This window comes from Pseudomonas sp. NY15364 (genome assembly GCF_048068235.1).
GTDB classification, from domain to species: domain Bacteria; phylum Pseudomonadota; class Gammaproteobacteria; order Pseudomonadales; family Pseudomonadaceae; genus Aquipseudomonas; species Aquipseudomonas mendocina_D.
Map to the genome: position 1 here is coordinate 63,763 of NZ_JBLUPX010000006.1, position 17,604 is coordinate 81,366.

Below are 17,604 nucleotides of genomic sequence, written 5' to 3' on the forward strand. Positions count from 1 at the left end.
CTCAGGCCACCACGGCAATCTTGCGGGCGCTGCCGGGCTGTTCGATCAGTTCGATATCGATGTCGTAGAGCTGGCTGAGCAACGGCCCGCTGAGCAGCTCGTCCGGGCTGCCGTCGAAGAAGATCCGTCCCTGCTTGAGGGCGATCACCCGGTCGGCATGCCGCGCGGTGAGATTAATGTCGTGGAGGATGGCGACGATGCCGCGTCCGCTGTCGCGATTGAGCTGGCGCAGCAGGCCCATCAGCTCGTACTGATGCGCCAGGTCCAGCGCCGAGGTGGGCTCGTCGAGCAGCAACAGCGGCGATTGCTGGGCCAGCAGCATGGCGATCCAGGCACGTTGGCGCTCGCCACCGGAGAGGCTGTCGGCCAGGTGATCGGCGTAATGGGCGACATCGGTCTGGGCCAGCGCCTGATCGACCGCCGCATGGTCCTCGGCGCGCCAGCGGCCGAGCAATCCACGCCAGGGAAAGCGCCCCAGGCGTACCAGCTCGCGCACGGTCAGGCCGGCGACGTCGGGCAGGTGCTGCGGCAGGAAGGCCACGCGCTGGGCGAAGTCACGGGCGGAAAAACCGGCCAGGTCGCGCTCGTCGAGCTGCAGCGAGCCTCGGGTCGGCTGCAACTGCCGCGCCAGCAGGTTCATCAGGGTCGACTTGCCCGAGCCGTTGTGGCCGAGGATCACGGTGAAGCGATCACCTTCGAGGTGCAGTTCGTCCACTGCCAGCGTCACCCGCTCACCACGACGCACTTCGATATCACGCAGATTCAGCATGCCTGAGCCAGCTCCTCACGCAGACGCACCAGGCGCTCATCACGGCGCAATTTCGGGCAGGTGCTGCACAGCTCGCCGTCGCAACGCCGAAAATGCTGGCAACAGGCCTTGCGCTCCAGGGTCAGGCAGTCACGTCCATCCTCCAGGCGCACTTCCAGCAGGTCGCTACCACCGCGTAGCCCCAATGCCTCCAGCCAGCGCGCCGACAACCCTCGCAGTTGCTGGTTATCCAGGTTCAGTTGACGCTGCACCAGCAGCAACGCTGCCAGCACATAGTCGGCTGCCAGCCGCTGAGCCAGCTTGCCGTGGATGCTCTGCACCTGACAGAACTCGACATGCTGGCGGCGCAGCAGGTCGGCCAGTTGGCTGCCAGCAAGGTTGATCAGCTCGTCCTCTGCAGCCCGTTGCGGGCAGTGATCGGAAAGACAGAAGCCCAGCACCACACCACTTTGAACATCCTGCCCAAGCGTCGACAGACAGGGCATGCGCTGCGCCAGATGCACGCCGAGCAAGGTCAGGTAGATGGGTTGCCAGACCAGGTAGGTCCAGCTGCGCACCGTCCAGTAATGCGGCCCGGCTTCGGGATGAGCCTGGCACCAGTGCTGATAAAGCGTGGCGATACGCTGTGCGTTGCCATCGCTGCCGCAAACCAGCAGATCAGCCTCGGCATCACCGATACGGCCCTGCAGCCCAGGCAGACTGCGGGAAATCACGTCGAGCAAGTGGTGAAGGTCGTGCATCGCGGCGAACCCGGATGATGGAAGCAGTGCGAGGGGCGAATTTAATCATTGATACGCATCTGCATCAAATTATCATTCGCCACTCAAGACTCACGCAGCCTTGGGTTTTCGCACCAGCAACGGGAACAGCGCCGCAGTCAGCAGCAAGCCGACAGCACCGACCCAGAACGGCATGACCTGGCCGTAATGGCTGACCAGCAGCCCCGCACCGTAGGCCGAGCCCATATTGCCCAGGCACTGGAAGATGTTGATCTTGCTGAAGTCCACAGCGTAGTGCTCTGGCGAGCTGAGTTCGAACAGCAAGGCATCCAGGCGCACGGTGACCTGATACAGCGCCCAACCGAACAGCACTCGGCCGAGCAGGATCAGCCACTGATCGCCGAAACCCTGAATGAAAGTGGCTGCCGCGCCCAACAGCAGACCGGCAAGAATGCCATCACGGGTGTTGCCTTGCTGGGTCGCGCGGCGCCCCCACCACAGCGCCAACACGGCCACAGCGCCGGGCAGCGCATAGACGAAGCCGGCCGCCATCTCGCTGTTCCAGTGCGCCACCTGCTGCCAATAGACGGCAAAGAACGGCCGGGTCACGTAACCGACGAAATAGAACAGCAGCATCACCAGACACAGGCGGTAGATCGCCGGCAGGCTGCGCGACTCGTTCTTCACCGGCGCCTCGTCGCTCGCCGGCTTTTCGCCCGCTGCAGGCAGGTAGCCACGCACCAGGTGCATGCAGATGGCCATCTGGATGAAGTCGCCAGCAGCCATTACCAGGAACACGTCGCCGATGTTCATGATCTGCAGGATCAGGCCGCCCAGCGCGGCACCGAGAATGGCGCCGAAGTGCACCACCACCGACAACGTGCCGATGGTCTGGGTGTGGTTGTCCTGCTGCTGCAAGCTCATTACGTAGGGATACATCAGCAGGTAGCTGCCCTTGAACACCACCATCAGCAGCGATACCACCCAGAACAGCGGCAGCGAGTCGATGAAATAGCAGGCCGCGGTCAGGCTGCCGGCCATCAACTGCGCGCTGATCAGAATACGCACCGGGTGCACACGCTTGGCCAGGCGCGCCCAGAGTGGGAACACCGACATCACCACCAGGCTGACCACCGCCAGATAGAGGCCGACATGCTGCTCCGGCGGGTTATCGAAACGCTCGGCGAAATACTGCGGATAAAAAGGGATGATCAGGTTATCGGTGATCACCGCCAGGGCGGTCATCATGATCAGGCAGGTACGCAGCGTCATTGGAGGCATTCGGGCAAGGCGGCAGGGCCGCGCATGATGCCATCCCCAGGCCGGTTAATGCCAATACAGACGAGAATCAGAAAGGCTAGCAACCGGCATGGCGTGCAGCGACTTCAGGCCTGTTAGTGATAAGCTCGCGCACCATGAAAACGCCAAACTTCCGCCCCGTAGTACTCTGTATGTCCGGTCACGACCCCAGTGGTGGTGCCGGTCTGCAGGCTGATATCGAAGCCCTGCTGGCTCAAGGCTGTCACGCCGCCCCGACGGTGACCGCCCTGACCGTGCAGGATACCGTCAACGTCTCCGACTTCCGTGTGCTCGACCGCGACTGGGTACTGGCCCAGGCCCGTGCAGTGATCGCCGACATGCCGGTCGCCGCCGTCAAGCTGGGCATGCTCGGCTCGGTAGAGATGGTCGAGAACGTGCTCGAAGTGATGAGCCAACTGCACGGTGTACCGCTGGTCTGCGACCCGGTGCTACGCGCCGGCGGCGGCGGCTCGCTGGGCAAGGATGACGTCGGCTATGCCATGCGCGAACGCCTGTTCGCCGTGTCCACCATCGCCACGCCGAACCTGCCGGAAGCGCGCATCCTCGCCGAACTGCCGGAAGGCAGCGCCGACGAGTGCGCCGAGAAACTGCTGCCCTTCATCGAGCACCTGCTGATCACCGGCGGCCACGGCGACGAAGCCGAAGTGCACAACCGCCTGTACAGCCGCGATGGAAGTCGCCACACCTTTACCTGCGCACGCCTGCCCGGCAGCTACCACGGCTCCGGCTGCACCTTGGCCAGCACCCTGGCCGGTCGCCTGGCGCTGGGTGAAGAACTGGTCAGCGCGGTGAAAAGCGCCCTGGACTACACCTGGCGTACCCTGCGCGACGCCGAACAACCCGGCCACGGCCAGTACGTGCCACGCCGCCTGCCGCTGGATTACGGCCAATGAGTCTGCGCGGCCTCTACGCCATCACCGATACCCCTCTGCTGGCGGGTGGTAAGCTGTTGCCCTACGCCGAATCGGCGCTGGCTGGCGGTGCGCGCCTGCTGCAGTACCGCGACAAATCAGGCGATGCCATACGCCGCCTCGATGAAGCGCAAGCTCTGGCCGAACTCTGCCTGCGCCACGGTGCCACGCTGATCATCAACGACGATCTGGAGCTGGCTGCGCGCCTGGGCGTCGGCCTGCACCTCGGTCAGAGCGACGGCTCGCTGGCCACCGCCCGCGCCCGTCTCGGTACGGATGTCGTCATTGGCGGCACCTGCCATGCCCAGTTGGAGCTGGCCGAGCGCGCCGTCGCCGAGGGCGCCAGCTATATCGCCTTTGGCCGCTTCTTCAATTCCAACACCAAACCCGGCGCTCCAGCTGCCACCGTGGAGCTGCTGGATCAGGCCCGCGCGCGCTTTGCCCAGCCCATCGTCGCCATCGGCGGCGTGACACTGGAAACCGCACCCGGCCTGATCGCCCGCGGCGCCAGCATGATCGCCGTGATCCACGCCCTGTTCGCTGCCGACTCCGCCTTCGAGGTGGAAGATCGCGCCCGCGCCTTCGCCGCGCTGTTCGACTGATTCGCTTCCAGAGAGACCTGCCATGTCCCGTTCCGAAATTCTCTTCGCCAACGCCCAGAAACACATCCCCGGCGGCGTCAACTCGCCAGTGCGTGCTTTCCGCAGCGTCGGCGGCACCCCGCTGTTCTTCAAGCACGCCGAAGGCGCTTACGTGGTGGATGAAGACGACAAGCGCTACGTCGACTATGTCGGTTCCTGGGGCCCGATGATCCTCGGCCACAGCCACCCGGACGTGCTCGACTCGGTGCGTCGCCAACTGGAGCACGGCCTGTCCTACGGCGCGCCGACCGCCCTGGAAACCGAAATGGCCGAGCTGGTTTGCAGCTTGGTGCCGTCGATGGAGATGGTGCGCATGGTCAGCTCCGGTACCGAGGCGACCATGAGTGCCATCCGCCTGGCCCGTGGTTACACCGGCCGCGACAGCATCATCAAGTTCGAAGGCTGCTACCACGGCCACTCCGACAGCCTGCTGGTCAAGGCCGGCTCCGGCGCCCTGACCCAGGGCGTGCCGAACTCCGCAGGCGTGCCAGCGGCCTTCGCCAAACACACCCTGACCCTGCCGTTCAACGACATCGATGCCGTGGCCGAGTGCCTGGCGCAAGTCGGCAAAGAAGTGGCGTGCATCATCGTCGAGCCAGTGGCCGGCAACATGAACTGCGTGCCGCCGGCGCCAGGTTTCCTCGAAGGCCTGCGCGAGCAGTGCGACAAGCACGGCGTGGTGCTGATATTCGACGAAGTGATGACCGGTTTCCGCGTCGCCCTCGGCGGCGCGCAAGCGTACTACAGTGTGAACCCGGACCTGACCACCTTCGGCAAGATCATCGGCGGCGGCATGCCGGTGGGCTGCTTCGGCGGCAAGCGCGCGATCATGGAATGCATCGCCCCGCTCGGCCCGGTCTACCAGGCCGGCACCCTGTCGGGTAACCCGCTGGCCATGGCCGCCGGCCTGACCACCCTCAAGCTGATCAGCCGTCCGGGCTTCCACAGCGAGCTGACCGACTACACCTCGCGCATGCTCGCCGGCCTGCAGGAACGCGCCGATGCTGCCGGCATCCCCTTCGTCACCACCCAGGCGGGCGCCATGTTCGGTCTGTACTTCAGTGGCGCGGACGACATCGTCACCTTCGCCGACGTGATGGCCAGCGACAGCGCACGCTTCAACCGCTTCTTCCATCTGATGCTAGATGGCGGCGTGTACCTGGCGCCGAGCGCCTTCGAAGCGGGCTTCACCTCCATCGCCCATGGCGACAAGGAGCTGGAAATCACCTTCGCGGCCGCCGAGCGCGCCTTCGCCGAGCTGAAAAAAGCCTGATGCAATACAGCACCGCCTTCAGTGATGCGTTGCTGGCACTGGCGTGCGCCGCCTGCGTCTGGCTGATCGGCCGGGCGCGCGGCCGCTATGGCGAGGGTGATCAGCCTGCCTTGTTCTGCGCCCTGCTCGGCTTTCTGCTGCCGGCTACGGCGGCCTGCGTCGGCGTAATGCGCTACGGTTTCGACCCAAGCTGGCAGCCCGCGCACCTGTGGCTCTCGCAGGCCAGCAGCTTTCTCGGCCTGCCCCTGCTCGGCGCTGCGGCCTTGGCGTTGGGCCGTGGCTGGGCCTGGAGTCGGCCGAACTGGGGGCGCATCCTGCTTGGTCTGTGCGCCTTCTTCGAACTGTTCCGCCAGCTTGGCTACCTGGAGGATTACCGCCTGGCACTGAACCTGGCCACGCTGGTGCTGATTCTCTATGCCGGCGCAGTCCAATGGCCGCGCCGGGCGCCAGCGATCAGCGCAGCTGTTGTGGTGGGCCTGTTTCTGCTGGCTGGCCTGGCGGTCGGCACCGAGGGCGTGATCGGACCGCTGCGCCGTATCGACCTGTTTCACGTGCTGCTCACGCCGGCGTACCCGCTGCTGGCCTGGCTGCTGCTGAGCCTGCCGGGAAGTGCGAAACGACAGACCGGGTAAAGCCTTTGTAAGGAGCACGCGGTTTATTCCATAATGCGACGGTCGGCACGTTTTGCGCCGACCGGGCACGTCACCCGACCTGAACTGCCGAGGTCCCGTTATCCAGATGAACCGCACCGGCCGCACCCTGTCCCTGGGCTGCCTGTTGCTTTTCCTCCCGCTGTTTGCGTTCGCAGGCGGCAACTCTCTGCTGATCCCCGCCAGCGGCAGCTGCGCCCTGAACGCCGCTCCCGAAGAAATGCCCGATGCACTGGCCAGCTGCCAGGAAATGGCACGCGCCGGCAACATGCAGGCGGCCTTCGAGCTGGGCGAGTATTACTACGACGGCAAACGCACCCCACGTGACCTCAAGCAAGCCCTGACCTGGTTCGAGCGCGCGTCGCTACAGGGTCACGCCGAAGCGCAACTGCGCCTGGGCACCATGTTCTTCCGCGGCGAAGGCGTACCGGCCAACAACGTGCAGGCCTACATCGTATTGAAGATGGCGTCGGTCAATGGCTCGGACGAAGCCATGGACAGCGCCGACCTGGTGTCGGCACAGATGCGTCGCGATGAACTGGAAATCGCCAGCCAGGTGCTGGGGCAGATCTTCCGCAGCTATCTGCTGGAGCTGCAGACCGCCGAAGGTCGATCGCCCTTCTCGCCGCTGCCTTAAAAACACTGGTGCGCGCGGCGCCCCCTACGACTCTGAGCTTATTTGTCCGGCATCGGCATGGGGAATGGCATTACGTTGCCGCCGCCCTTGGCTTCGCTGATCTTCGCCGTGCCCAGACGCTCTACCTCGTCGATGCGGATGATCGCGTGCATCGGTACGAAGCTGCGCACCACACCCTCGAACTGCGCCTTGAGCTTCTCCTCGCTGGGGTCGACCACCAGCTGGCTGCGCTCGCCGAAGACGAACTCCTCCACTTCCAGAAAGCCCCACAGATCGCTCTGATAGATCTGCTTGGCGTACATCTCGTACACCTGGCCCTGGTTGAGAAAAATCACCTTGTAGATGGGATCGCGCTTGCTCATGAAGACTCGAAGGCAGGAAAAACGGGGCGCGCAGAATATCACAGCGCCGCATGCGTAGCCCGGATGCAATCCGGGCTACAGGAACTGAGCGGTGGCATCGCTCTTGGCACACGCCTATAATGCGCGGTCATTTTTTAACCACCTCAGACAGTGCCATGACCAAGAAGCTCTATATCGAAACCCACGGTTGCCAGATGAACGAGTACGACAGCTCGCGCATGGTCGACCTGCTGGGCGAGCATCAGGCCCTGGAGGTCACGGAAAAACCCGAAGACGCCGACGTGATCCTGCTCAACACCTGCTCAATCCGTGAGAAGGCGCAGGACAAGGTGTTCTCCCAGCTCGGCCGCTGGCGCGAGCTGAAGCAGGCCAACCCGGACCTGGTGATCGGTGTCGGCGGCTGCGTGGCCAGCCAGGAAGGCGCGGCGATCCGCGACCGCGCGCCCTATGTCGACGTGGTATTCGGCCCGCAGACCCTACACCGCCTGCCGGAAATGATCGACGCCGCGCGCGTGACCAAGACCGCCCAGGTGGATATCAGCTTCCCCGAAATCGAGAAATTCGACCGCCTGCCCGAGCCGCGCGTCGACGGCCCTAGCGCCTTCGTCTCAGTGATGGAAGGCTGCAGCAAGTACTGCACCTTCTGCGTGGTGCCCTACACCCGCGGCGAGGAAGTCAGCCGCCCACTGGTCGACGTGCTGATGGAAATCACCTCTCTGACCGAGAAGGGCGTGAAGGAAGTCACCCTGCTCGGGCAGAACGTCAACGGCTATCGCGGGCAAGCGCCGGACGGCCATATCGCCGATTTCGCCGAGCTGCTGCATGCCGTGGCCGCCCTCGACGGTATCGAGCGCATCCGTTACACCACCAGCCACCCGCTGGAGTTCTCCGACGCCATCATCCAGGCTCACGCCGAGATTCCGCAGCTGGTGAAGTACCTGCACCTGCCCGTGCAGTCCGGCTCCGACCGCATCCTCGCGGCGATGAAGCGCAACCACACCGCGCTGGAATACAAGTCGCGCATCCGCAAGCTGCGCGCCGCCGTGCCGGACATCCTGATCAGCTCGGACTTTATCGTCGGCTTCCCCGGCGAGACCGAGAAGGATTTCGAGCAGACCATGAAGCTGATCGAGGACGTCGGCTTCGACTTCTCCTTCTCCTTCATCTACAGCTCGCGCCCCGGTACTCCGGCCGCCGATCTGGTCGACGACACCCCGGACGAGGTGAAGAAACAGCGCCTGGCCCTGCTGCAGCACCGCATCAACCAGAACGGTTTCGAGAACAGCCGGCGCATGGTCGGCACGGTGCAGCGCATCCTGGTCAGCGACTACTCGAAGAAGGACCCGGGCATGCTCCAGGGCCGTACCGAGCAGAACCGCATCGTCAACTTCCGTTGCGACAATCCGCGCCTGATCGGCCAGTTCGTCGACGTGCACATCGACGACGCCCTGCCCCATTCGCTGCGCGGCACCCTGCTGGATACCGAGACCCTCCACTAACGTAGCGGTCGTCCACACTTTGCGTTGTGGGCGACCAGCGTTATGCTGCCTTTTCATACCCAGACAAGTGACGATCACTCCATCACCTTGAACGCCTCTCTAGAACCTCATCGTTTCACCCTCGAACCTTTCGAGGCCCGCCGTTTCGCCAACCTCTGCGGCCAGTTCGACGAGCACCTGCGCCTGATCGAAGAGCGCCTCGGCCTGGAAATCCGCAACCGTGGCAACCAGTTCGAAATGCTTGGCAGCGCCGACAAGACCCAGGCCGCCGAGCAGCTGCTGCGCAAGCTGTACCGCGAAACCAAAGCCACCGAGCTGTCGCCCGACCTGGTGCACCTGTACCTGCAGGAGTCCGGCATCGAGGAACTGGTCAACCCCAGCAACCTTCCGCAAGTGACGTTGCGCACCAAAAAGGGCGTGATCAAACCGCGCGGCGCCAACCAGCAGCGCTACGTCAAGGCGATCCTCGACAACGACATCAACTTCGGCATAGGCCCGGCCGGTACTGGCAAGACCTACCTGGCCGTGGCCTGCGCGGTGGACGCGCTGGAGCGCGAACAGGTACGGCGCATCCTGCTGGTGCGCCCGGCGGTCGAGGCCGGTGAGAAGCTCGGCTTCCTGCCTGGTGACCTGGCACAGAAGATCGACCCCTACCTGCGTCCGCTGTACGACGCGCTATACGAGATGCTCGGTTTCGAATACGTGGCCAAGCTGATCGAGAAGCAGGTGATCGAGATCGCGCCGCTGGCCTACATGCGTGGCCGCACGCTTAACAACAGCTTCATCATTCTCGACGAGAGTCAGAACACCACCGTCGAGCAGATGAAGATGTTCCTCACCCGTATCGGTTTCGGCTCCACCGCTGTGATCACCGGCGACATCACCCAGGTCGACCTGCCGCGCGGCACCAAGAGCGGCCTGGCCCACGTCATCGAGGTACTGCGTGACGTACCCGGCATCAGCTTCACCCACTTCAAGCCCAAAGACGTGGTGCGCCACCCTCTGGTGCAGCGCATCGTCGAAGCCTACGAGCGCCACGACGCACGCCTGAACGACAAGGGCGACGGTCACGATGCTTGAACTGGACCTGCAACTGGCCACTGACGGCCAGCACCCGGACGAGGCGCAACTGCGCCGCTGGTGCGAGCTGGCCCTGCGCCAACGCACGGCCGATTCGGAGCTGACCATCCGCCTGGTCGACGAGGCCGAAGGTCGCGAGCTGAACCACACCTGGCGGCACAAGGACTACGCCACCAACGTCCTGTCCTTCCCTGCCGAGATTCCCGATGGGATTCTCGACATCCCGCTGCTCGGCGACCTGGTGATCTGCGTGCCAGTGGTCGAGCGCGAAGCGGCCGAGCAAGGCAAGGCGCTGGAGGCGCACTGGGCGCACCTGGTGATCCACGGCTGCCTGCACCTGCTGGGCTATGACCACATCGAGGAAGACGAAGCCCTCGAGATGGAAGATCTGGAACGACAATTGCTCGCCGAATTGGGTCATCCCGACCCTTATGCCGGTGACGAATCTCCTAATGAAAAGGACCCCGAGTAAAACGCCATGAGCGAAGACCGATCGAGCAACGAGCAAAAGTCCTGGTTCAACAAGCTGACCCAGGCTTTTGCTCATGAGCCGAGAAACCGCCAGGAACTGCTGGAAGTCCTGCGCGAAGCCCACCAGAACAAGCTGCTCGACAGCGAAGCACTGGCCATCGTCGAAGGCGCCATCCAGGTCGCCGACCTGCAGGTACGCGACATCATGGTGCCGCGCTCGCAAGTGATCAGCATCAAGGCCAGCCAGACGCCCCGCGAATTCCTGCCCGCCATCATCGACGCCGCGCACTCGCGCTATCCGGTAGTCGGCGAAAGCCTTGATGACGTGATCGGCATCCTCCTGGCCAAGGATCTGCTGCCGCTGATCCTGCAGGGCGAACAGCCCAACTTCAACATCAAGGACCTGCTGCGCCCGGCCACCTTCGTGCCCGAGTCCAAGCGCTTGAACGTGCTGCTACGTGAGTTCCGCGCCAACCACAACCACATGGCCGTGGTCATCGATGAATACGGCGGCGTCGCCGGCCTGGTGACCATCGAGGACGTGCTCGAGCAGATCGTCGGCGATATCGAGGACGAGCACGATGTCGAGGAAGACGGCTACATCAAGCCGCTGCCCTCTGGCGACTACCTGATCAAGGCGCTGACCCCCATCGAAAGCTTCAACGAAACCTTCGACAGCGAGTTCTCCGACGACGAGTACGACACCGTTGGTGGTCTGGTGATGAGCGCCTTTGGCCACCTGCCCAAGCGCAACGAGGTCACTGAGATCGGCGAATTCCGCTTCCGTGTGCTCAACGCCGACAGCCGCCGCATCCATCTACTGCGCCTGACGCCGGTTAGCCGCTGAGTCTCAGCCGCCCTTGCCCAGCGAGGGCGGCCGCTTCCCCCTGCGCCATTTCCGCTCTACCCTTGCGCCACCCTGATTCCAAGGATCTAACCATGCTGCAATGGATCACTCGTCCAGGCTGGCCCGGCCACCTGCTTGCCTGCGGCGCAGGCGCCCTGACCACCCTGGCGCTCGCCCCGTTCGATCTTTGGCCATTGGCCGTGCTGTCCATTGCCCTGTTCTATTTCAGTTTGCGCCATCTGCTCCCCGGCCAGGCAGCGCTGCGCGGCTGGAGCTACGGCTTCGGCCTGTTCGCCGCCGGCACCAGCTGGGTGTATGTCAGCATCCATGACTATGGCGCGGCATCACCGGCACTGGCCGGCTTTCTCACCCTGGGTTTCGTCGCCGGCCTGGGTCTGCTTTTTGCCCTGACGGCCGTCCTCTGGGCGCGCTGGATACGCCGCAACGAAGCGCCACTGGCCGACGCCCTGGCATTCGCCGCGCTATGGGTCGCCCAGGAAGTGTTTCGCAGCTGGTTCCTCACCGGCTTCCCCTGGCTCTACGCCGGCTACAGCCAGCTCGAAGGACCGCTGGCCGGCCTGGTGCCAATTGGCGGAGTCTGGCTGTCGTCCTTCGTCATCGCCCTGTCGGCCGCGCTGATCATCAACTTGGAGCAATTGCGCAAGCACAAACCGCGCTACCTCTGCGCCCTGCTCCTGCTGCTGAGCCCCTGGCTCGCAGGCCTGGCACTGAAAGACCACAACTGGACCCGCGCCGCCGGCAACAGCCTGAGCGTCGCGGCCGTGCAAGGCAACGTCGAGCAGAACATGAAATGGGACCCGGCCCAGCTCAACGCGCAGCTCGCCCTGTACCGCGACCTCAGCTTCAGCGCCAAGCAGGTCGACATACTGGTCTGGCCGGAAACGGCGATCCCGGTACTCAAGGACATGGCGCAGGGCTATATCGGCGTGATGGATCGCTTCGCCCGTGACCGCAACAGTGCGCTGATCACCGGCGTACCAGTGCGGCAGTCCAACGAGCGCGAGGAGATTCGCTATTACAACGCGATCACCAGTTTTGGCGAAGGCCAGGGCACCTACCTCAAGCAGAAGCTGGTGCCGTTTGGTGAATACGTGCCCCTGCAAGACCTGCTGCGCGGCCTGATCGCCTTCTTCGACCTGCCGATGTCCGACTTCGCCCGCGGCCCGAGTGACCAGTCACCGCTGCTGGCCAAGGGACATCGCATCGCGCCGTTCATCTGCTACGAAGTGGTCTACCCGGAGTTCGCGGCGGCACTTGCGGCGGACAGCGACATCCTGCTGACGGTGAGCAACGATGCCTGGTTCGGCACCTCCATCGGCCCCCTACAGCATCTGCAGATGGCGCAGATGCGTGCACTGGAAGCCGGGCGCTGGATGATCCGCGCGACCAACAACGGCATGACGGTGATCATCGACCCACAAGGGCGCATCCAGTTCGGCTTGCCGCAGTTCGAACGCGGCGTGCTCTACGGCGAAGTGGTGCCCATGCAGGGGCTCACGCCCTACCTGCAATGGCGCATCTGGCCACTGGCGATTCTCTGCGCCCTGCTATTGGGCTGGGCGCTGCTGGCCAGCCGCATGGCCAAGACGCTGTAGGGCGGTCTCGCGAGCGAAGCGAGCAGCCCGCCAGCCCTCGGAACGCGGAATCCGCAGGCGAACTGCCTGCGGCGAGTACGCCCTACTGCTTGCCGTAGACAATGGGATACGCCAACAACCCTATGAACTCGTTGAGCAACTGACTGCTCTGCCAGATAGCCCTCGACTCCGGTAGCCAGCCACCCAGCGGGCGATCGTAACCCGCGCTGAGATAGCCCATCGGCGCGGTGATCACCTCGAAGCCGGCCTGCTCGAAACTCCAGCGTGCACGCTGCATATGCCAGGCCTGGGTGACCAGCACCACGCGCCGCACGCCCTGGGGCTGCAACAATTCAGCGCTGCGCACGGCATTCTCCCAGGTGGTGCGGCTTTGCTCCTCCAGCCAGCGAATCTCCAGCCCGTAGTCGAGGCGCATTGCATCGGCCATCAACGCCGCCTCACTGGGCGGCTGGCCGTAGTGCAGGCCGCCAGTGGCAGCAAGTGGCAGGCCGGAGGCACGCGCAAGGCGCGCGGCGTAGCGCAGGCGCTCCAAGGCCATCAGTCCAGGCTGATCGGTACGCCCCCAGCCCGGGTCATTCTGCTCGCGCCCGGCACCGAGAATCACGATGGCGTCGGCACGCTGCGCCAGCGTTGCCCACTGCGCCTGCTCCAGCACCGGCTCACGCTCCAACCAGGCGGCACTCCACTGCGTCACGGCAGGCAGGCTCATCAGCCACAGCCCACCGAAACCGACGGCAACGCAGGCAAACGCGAGCCGTGGAAAGCGGCGACGCAGCCACCAGCCCAGCGCGATCAGCAGGAGTAGAACGCCTGGCGGCATCAACAGTTGTTTAAGGATGAAGCGAATCGGCATCAGGCACCTCCGGGGCGCCCAAGCCTAGCAGGTTGGTTTTCAACTGGCTGCTAACGCGGATTACCGCTGCGAAACAGCCTGGAGCCACAGGCCTGGCAAGCTCGTGCATCCTGCCCTCGATGCCAGCTGACTAGCGCACCGCAGAGTGCGCAACAAAGCGCCTGACGCCGCTTCATCATGGGTTTGACCCTGCCCATCGGCTTGCCGCCAACGGACTTGGCACTGCGCAGTGGTTGGCGCTGTATCAGCGCCAGCTCTTCAGCTGCCGCGTGCCAGCCGCGCAGCCAGTGCAGGTCACGGTTGAGGTAGGCACGGATCAGCTCCAGCTCCGCCGGGCTCAGCCCATCAAGCTCCAGCTCGCGCAGCGGCTCGGCATGCAGGCGACTCGCGGTATCGGCCTCTTCCAGCGCCAGGGCAAGCCTTTGTAGCAGTCGCTCGTAAAGGCCACCCCCTCGTTCCGTCTGCCGTGCATCCACCATCTAACCACCTCACGAGCCCCGACAACCGCGGCCTTGAGTAAAGCTTAGCGAAGGCCCTGTGTGCAGCCTGGCGGCGCGACCAACGGCGGGCTCGGCATAATCTGGGTTTCCCTCGATAGACAGCGCTCATGTATGCTACGACGTTTCCCGCAAGCCCCATTCCTTCAGCGCCAGAGCCATGCACGAACAGTACTCGCCCCGTGAAATAGAAGCCGCCGCGCAGTCCCACTGGGACGCGCAACAATCCTTCGTCGTCAGCGAACAACCCGGCAAGGACACCTTCTACTGCCTGTCGATGTTCCCCTACCCCAGCGGCAAGCTACACATGGGGCACGTGCGCAACTACACCATCGGTGACGTGATCGCCCGCTATCAGCGCATGCAGGGCAAGAACGTGCTGCAGCCGATGGGCTGGGACGCCTTCGGCATGCCGGCGGAAAACGCCGCGATGAAGAACCAGGTGGCGCCGGCCAAGTGGACCTACGAGAACATCGCCTACATGAAGTCCCAGCTCAAATCGCTGGGCCTGGCCATCGACTGGACGCGTGAAGTCACCACCTGCAAGCCGGACTACTACCGTTGGGAGCAGTGGCTGTTCACCCGCCTGTTCGAGAAGGGCGTGATCTACCGCAAGAACGGTACCGTCAACTGGGACCCGGTAGACCAGACCGTACTGGCCAACGAACAGGTCATCGACGGCCGTGGCTGGCGTTCGGGCGCGCTGATCGAGAAGCGCGAAATCCCGATGTACTACTTCAAGATCACTGCGTATGCCGAAGAGCTGCTGAGCAGCCTGGATGAACTGGATGGCTGGCCAGAGCAGGTCAAGACCATGCAGCGCAACTGGATCGGCAAGAGCTTCGGTGCCGACATCGTGTTCGACTACGACGTCGCCAGCATCGGCATCGACGGCCAGCTCAAGGTCTACTCGACCCGCCCGGACACCCTGATGGGCGCCACCTACGTGGCCGTGGCCGCCGAACACCCGCTGGCCCAACGCGCCGCCGAGGGCAACCCGGCCATCTCCGCCTTCATCGCCGAATGCAAGGCCGGCTCCGTGGCCGAGGCCGACATGGCCACCATGGAGAAGAAGGGCGTGGCCACCGGCCAGTTCGTCATTCATCCGCTGACCGGCGACAAGCTGCCGGTATTCGTAGCCAACTACGTGCTGTGGGGCTATGGCGAAGGTGCGGTAATGGCGGTGCCAGCGCATGATGAGCGCGACTTCGAGTTCGCCAACAAGTACGACCTGCCGATCACGCAGGTCTACGCCGGTGAAGGCAAGGACTACGACGCCAGCACCTGGCAGGACTGGTACGGCGACAAGGCCGGCCTGACCACCATCAACTCCGGCAAGTACGACGGCCTGGATTTCAGCGCCGCTTTCGACGCCATCGTCGGCGACCTGGAAGCCAGCGAGCACGGCGCGCGCAAGACCCAGTTCCGCCTGCGCGACTGGGGCATCAGCCGCCAGCGCTACTGGGGCTGCCCGATCCCGATCATCCACTGCGACGCCTGCGGCGACGTGCCGGTGCCGGAAGACCAGTTACCGGTAGTGCTGCCCGAAGACGTGGTCCCGGACGGCGCCGGCTCACCGCTGGCCAAGATGCCCGAGTTCTACGAGTGCAGCTGCCCGAAATGCGGCGCCCCGGCCAAGCGCGAAACCGACACCATGGACACCTTCGTCGAGTCGTCCTGGTACTACGCGCGCTACGCCTCGCCGCAATACACCGGCGGTATGGTCGACCCGGCTGCAGCCAACCACTGGCTGCCGGTGGATCAGTACATCGGCGGCATCGAGCACGCCATCCTGCACCTCTTGTACGCGCGCTTCTTCCACAAGCTGATGCGCGACGAAGGCCTGGTGTCGTCCAACGAGCCGTTCAAGAACCTGCTGACCCAAGGCATGGTGGTCGCCGAGACCTACTACCGCACCCTGGAAAACGGCGGCAAGGACTGGTTCAATCCGGCCGACGTGGAAGTCGAGCGTGACGCCAAGGCCAAGGTCATCGGCGCCAAGCTCAAGAGCGACGGCCTGCCGGTGGAAATCGGCGGCACCGAGAAGATGTCCAAGTCGAAAAACAACGGCGTCGACCCGCAGGACATGATCGACGCTTACGGCGCCGACACCTGCCGCCTGTTCATGATGTTCGCCTCGCCGCCCGACATGAGCTGCGAGTGGTCGGATGCCGGTGTCGAAGGCGCCAACCGCTTCCTGCGTCGCGTCTGGCGTCTGGCGCAGAGTCACGTCAGCGCCGGCCTGCCGGGCAAGCTGGATGTGAACACTCTCACCGACGAGCAGAAGGCTGTACGCCGCGCCATTCACTTGGCCATCAAGCAAGCCAGCAACGATATCGGTCAGCACCACAAATTCAACACCGCCATCGCCCAGGTGATGACCCTGATGAACGTGCTGGAAAAGGCTGCCACTGCGACCGAACAGGATCGCGCACTGCTGCAGGAAGGCCTGGAAATCGTCACTCTGCTGCTCGCGCCGATTACCCCGCACATCAGCCATGAGCTGTGGCAGCACCTGGGTCATACCGATGCGGTGATCGATGCGCAGTGGCCACAGGTCGACGAGTCGGCCCTGGTGCAGGACAGCCTGACCCTGGTGGTACAGGTCAACGGCAAATTGCGTGGCGAGATCATCGTGGCAGCCAGCGCCAGCCGTGAAGACGTCGAGGCCGCCGCTCGTGCCAACGAAAACGTGCTGCGCTTCACCGAAGGCCTGAGCATTCGCAAGGTCATCGTGGTGCCAGGCAAGCTGGTCAACATAGTCGCCAACTGATTAAGCTCGGCGCCACACATGTGTGGCGCCGTGATCCGCCAAGGGGATATGAGAATGATGAAACGGAATCTGCTGATCATCGGCCTGGCTGGCCTGCTCAGCGCGTGCGGCTTCCAGCTGCGTGGCACCGGCGACGTACAGTTCGCTCTCAAGGAACTCGACGTCAGCGCGCGCGACGCCTACGGCGACACCGTGCAGCAAGTGCGCGAAATCCTGGAGAACAACGATGTTCGCGTCTACTCCGGTGCGCCCTACAAACTGGTGATCGCCCGCGAGACCGAGAATCGTCGCAGTGCCAGCTACAGCAGCGGTGCGCGTACCGCCGAGTACGAGCTGACCATGGGCCTGGAATACGAGATCCGCGGCGCACAGAACCTGCTGCTGACCGGTAACAAGGTGGAAGTGCAGAACTACTACCAACAAGACGACAACAACCTCGCAGGTTCCGACCAGGAAGCTGCTCAGCTGCGCAGCGAGCTGCGCCGTGAAATGATCCAGCAACTTGCGCAGAACCTGCAGCAGATCACCCCAGAACAACTGGACCAACTGCAGCAGACCGCAGAAGCCCGCGCCAAGGCCGAAGCCGAAGCCCTGGAAGCGGCTCGTCGTGCTCGCGAGAGCCAGGTCGCCCCGCAGCAGTCGCCAATCGAACTGCCGTCCCGCTAAAGGCTCAAGGGCCGCACCTG

18 protein-coding genes are annotated in these 17,604 nt (G+C 64.0%); 12 read left to right on the top strand and 6 right to left on the bottom strand.

Translation table 11 applies throughout. The annotated features are described in order from the left end of the window. Position 1: 1 nt before the first annotated feature. The 3 genes from ACNFCJ_RS07280 to ACNFCJ_RS07290 form a co-directional block, all read right to left on the bottom strand. Positions 2 to 769: an ABC transporter ATP-binding protein gene (locus tag ACNFCJ_RS07280; protein ID WP_143504726.1), complete on the bottom strand. Its 768-nt coding sequence runs from the start codon at positions 767 to 769 to the stop codon at positions 2 to 4. Further along, positions 763 to 1,509, bottom strand: coding sequence for a siderophore ferric iron reductase (locus tag ACNFCJ_RS07285; protein WP_416770601.1), 747 nt, complete (start codon positions 1,507 to 1,509; stop codon positions 763 to 765). The genes ACNFCJ_RS07280 and ACNFCJ_RS07285 overlap by 7 nt, the downstream gene beginning before the upstream one ends. Positions 1,510 to 1,599: 90 nt before the next feature. After that, the gene (locus ACNFCJ_RS07290; protein WP_416770602.1) at positions 1,600 to 2,760 is read right to left on the bottom strand and encodes an MFS transporter; all 1,161 of its coding nucleotides are present in this window, start codon (positions 2,758 to 2,760) and stop codon (positions 1,600 to 1,602) included. A gap of 143 nt (positions 2,761 to 2,903) precedes the next feature. On the opposite strand from ACNFCJ_RS07290, the gene ACNFCJ_RS07295 reads away from it, so the two are divergent. The 5 genes from ACNFCJ_RS07295 (at position 2,904) to ACNFCJ_RS07315 (ending at position 6,920) form a co-directional block, all read left to right on the top strand. Then, positions 2,904 to 3,701 carry a hydroxymethylpyrimidine/phosphomethylpyrimidine kinase gene (locus tag ACNFCJ_RS07295; RefSeq protein ID WP_416770603.1) on the top strand — a complete coding sequence of 266 codons (798 nt, stop codon included), beginning with the start codon at positions 2,904 to 2,906 and terminating at the stop codon, positions 3,699 to 3,701. Next, the gene (gene thiE, locus ACNFCJ_RS07300) at positions 3,698 to 4,321 is read left to right on the top strand and encodes a thiamine phosphate synthase (protein WP_416770604.1); all 624 of its coding nucleotides are present in this window, start codon (positions 3,698 to 3,700) and stop codon (positions 4,319 to 4,321) included. The genes ACNFCJ_RS07295 and thiE overlap by 4 nt, the downstream gene beginning before the upstream one ends. A gap of 22 nt (positions 4,322 to 4,343) precedes the next feature. Further along, complete coding sequence (gene hemL, locus ACNFCJ_RS07305; RefSeq protein WP_416770606.1) at positions 4,344 to 5,633, top strand: glutamate-1-semialdehyde 2,1-aminomutase; 1,290 nt, start codon at positions 4,344 to 4,346, stop codon at positions 5,631 to 5,633. Beyond that, a complete protein-coding gene (locus ACNFCJ_RS07310) occupies positions 5,633 to 6,265 on the top strand; it encodes a DUF6962 family protein (RefSeq protein WP_181565207.1) in 633 nt (210 codons plus the stop codon). Before hemL ends, ACNFCJ_RS07310 begins: the two co-directional genes overlap by 1 nt. 106 nt (positions 6,266 to 6,371) lie before the next feature. Next, positions 6,372 to 6,920: a tetratricopeptide repeat protein gene (locus ACNFCJ_RS07315; protein WP_024309557.1), complete on the top strand. Its 549-nt coding sequence runs from the start codon at positions 6,372 to 6,374 to the stop codon at positions 6,918 to 6,920. 38 nt (positions 6,921 to 6,958) lie between these two features. Here the strand turns inward: ACNFCJ_RS07315 and ACNFCJ_RS07320 are convergent, their stop codons facing one another. Next, a complete protein-coding gene (locus tag ACNFCJ_RS07320) occupies positions 6,959 to 7,282 on the bottom strand; it encodes a DUF1820 family protein (protein ID WP_013717157.1) in 324 nt (107 codons plus the stop codon). A gap of 155 nt (positions 7,283 to 7,437) precedes the next feature. Between ACNFCJ_RS07320 and miaB the strand changes: the two genes are divergently transcribed. The 5 genes from miaB to lnt all read left to right on the top strand — a co-directional run bounded on the left by miaB (position 7,438) and on the right by lnt (position 12,795). After that, a complete protein-coding gene (miaB, locus tag ACNFCJ_RS07325; protein ID WP_416770607.1) occupies positions 7,438 to 8,781 on the top strand; it encodes a tRNA (N6-isopentenyl adenosine(37)-C2)-methylthiotransferase MiaB in 1,344 nt (447 codons plus the stop codon). Positions 8,782 to 8,868: 87 nt separating this feature from the next. After that, positions 8,869 to 9,861 carry a PhoH family protein gene (locus ACNFCJ_RS07330; protein WP_416770702.1) on the top strand — a complete coding sequence of 331 codons (993 nt, stop codon included), beginning with the start codon at positions 8,869 to 8,871 and terminating at the stop codon, positions 9,859 to 9,861. Then, positions 9,854 to 10,333, top strand: a complete 480-nt coding sequence (ybeY, locus tag ACNFCJ_RS07335) for an rRNA maturation RNase YbeY (protein ID WP_179543967.1) — start codon at positions 9,854 to 9,856, stop codon at positions 10,331 to 10,333. The genes ACNFCJ_RS07330 and ybeY overlap by 8 nt, the downstream gene beginning before the upstream one ends. A gap of 6 nt (positions 10,334 to 10,339) precedes the next feature. Next, positions 10,340 to 11,179 carry an HlyC/CorC family transporter gene (locus tag ACNFCJ_RS07340; protein ID WP_108234609.1) on the top strand — a complete coding sequence of 280 codons (840 nt, stop codon included), beginning with the start codon at positions 10,340 to 10,342 and terminating at the stop codon, positions 11,177 to 11,179. Between the two features lie 92 nt (positions 11,180 to 11,271). After that, positions 11,272 to 12,795 carry an apolipoprotein N-acyltransferase gene (lnt, locus tag ACNFCJ_RS07345; RefSeq protein ID WP_416770608.1) on the top strand — a complete coding sequence of 508 codons (1,524 nt, stop codon included), beginning with the start codon at positions 11,272 to 11,274 and terminating at the stop codon, positions 12,793 to 12,795. An 82-nt stretch (positions 12,796 to 12,877) separates the two neighbouring features. On the opposite strand, the gene ACNFCJ_RS07350 is transcribed toward lnt, so the two are convergent. Both ACNFCJ_RS07350 and ACNFCJ_RS07355 read right to left on the bottom strand, forming a co-directional pair. Further along, positions 12,878 to 13,648 (bottom strand): YdcF family protein, encoded by a 771-nt coding sequence (locus ACNFCJ_RS07350; protein ID WP_416770609.1) that lies wholly within the window; start codon positions 13,646 to 13,648, stop codon positions 12,878 to 12,880. A gap of 50 nt (positions 13,649 to 13,698) precedes the next feature. Next, a complete protein-coding gene (locus ACNFCJ_RS07355) occupies positions 13,699 to 14,127 on the bottom strand; it encodes a hypothetical protein (RefSeq protein ID WP_416770610.1) in 429 nt (142 codons plus the stop codon). Positions 14,128 to 14,305: 178 nt separating this feature from the next. Between ACNFCJ_RS07355 and leuS the strand changes: the two genes are divergently transcribed. Both leuS and lptE read left to right on the top strand, forming a co-directional pair. Beyond that, on the top strand, positions 14,306 to 16,918 hold the full coding sequence (gene leuS / locus ACNFCJ_RS07360; RefSeq protein ID WP_416770611.1) for a leucine--tRNA ligase: 2,613 nt from the start codon (positions 14,306 to 14,308) through the stop codon (positions 16,916 to 16,918). A gap of 54 nt (positions 16,919 to 16,972) precedes the next feature. Then, on the top strand, positions 16,973 to 17,584 hold the full coding sequence (lptE, locus tag ACNFCJ_RS07365) for an LPS assembly lipoprotein LptE (protein ID WP_026088442.1): 612 nt from the start codon (positions 16,973 to 16,975) through the stop codon (positions 17,582 to 17,584). Positions 17,585 to 17,604 lie beyond the last annotated feature (20 nt).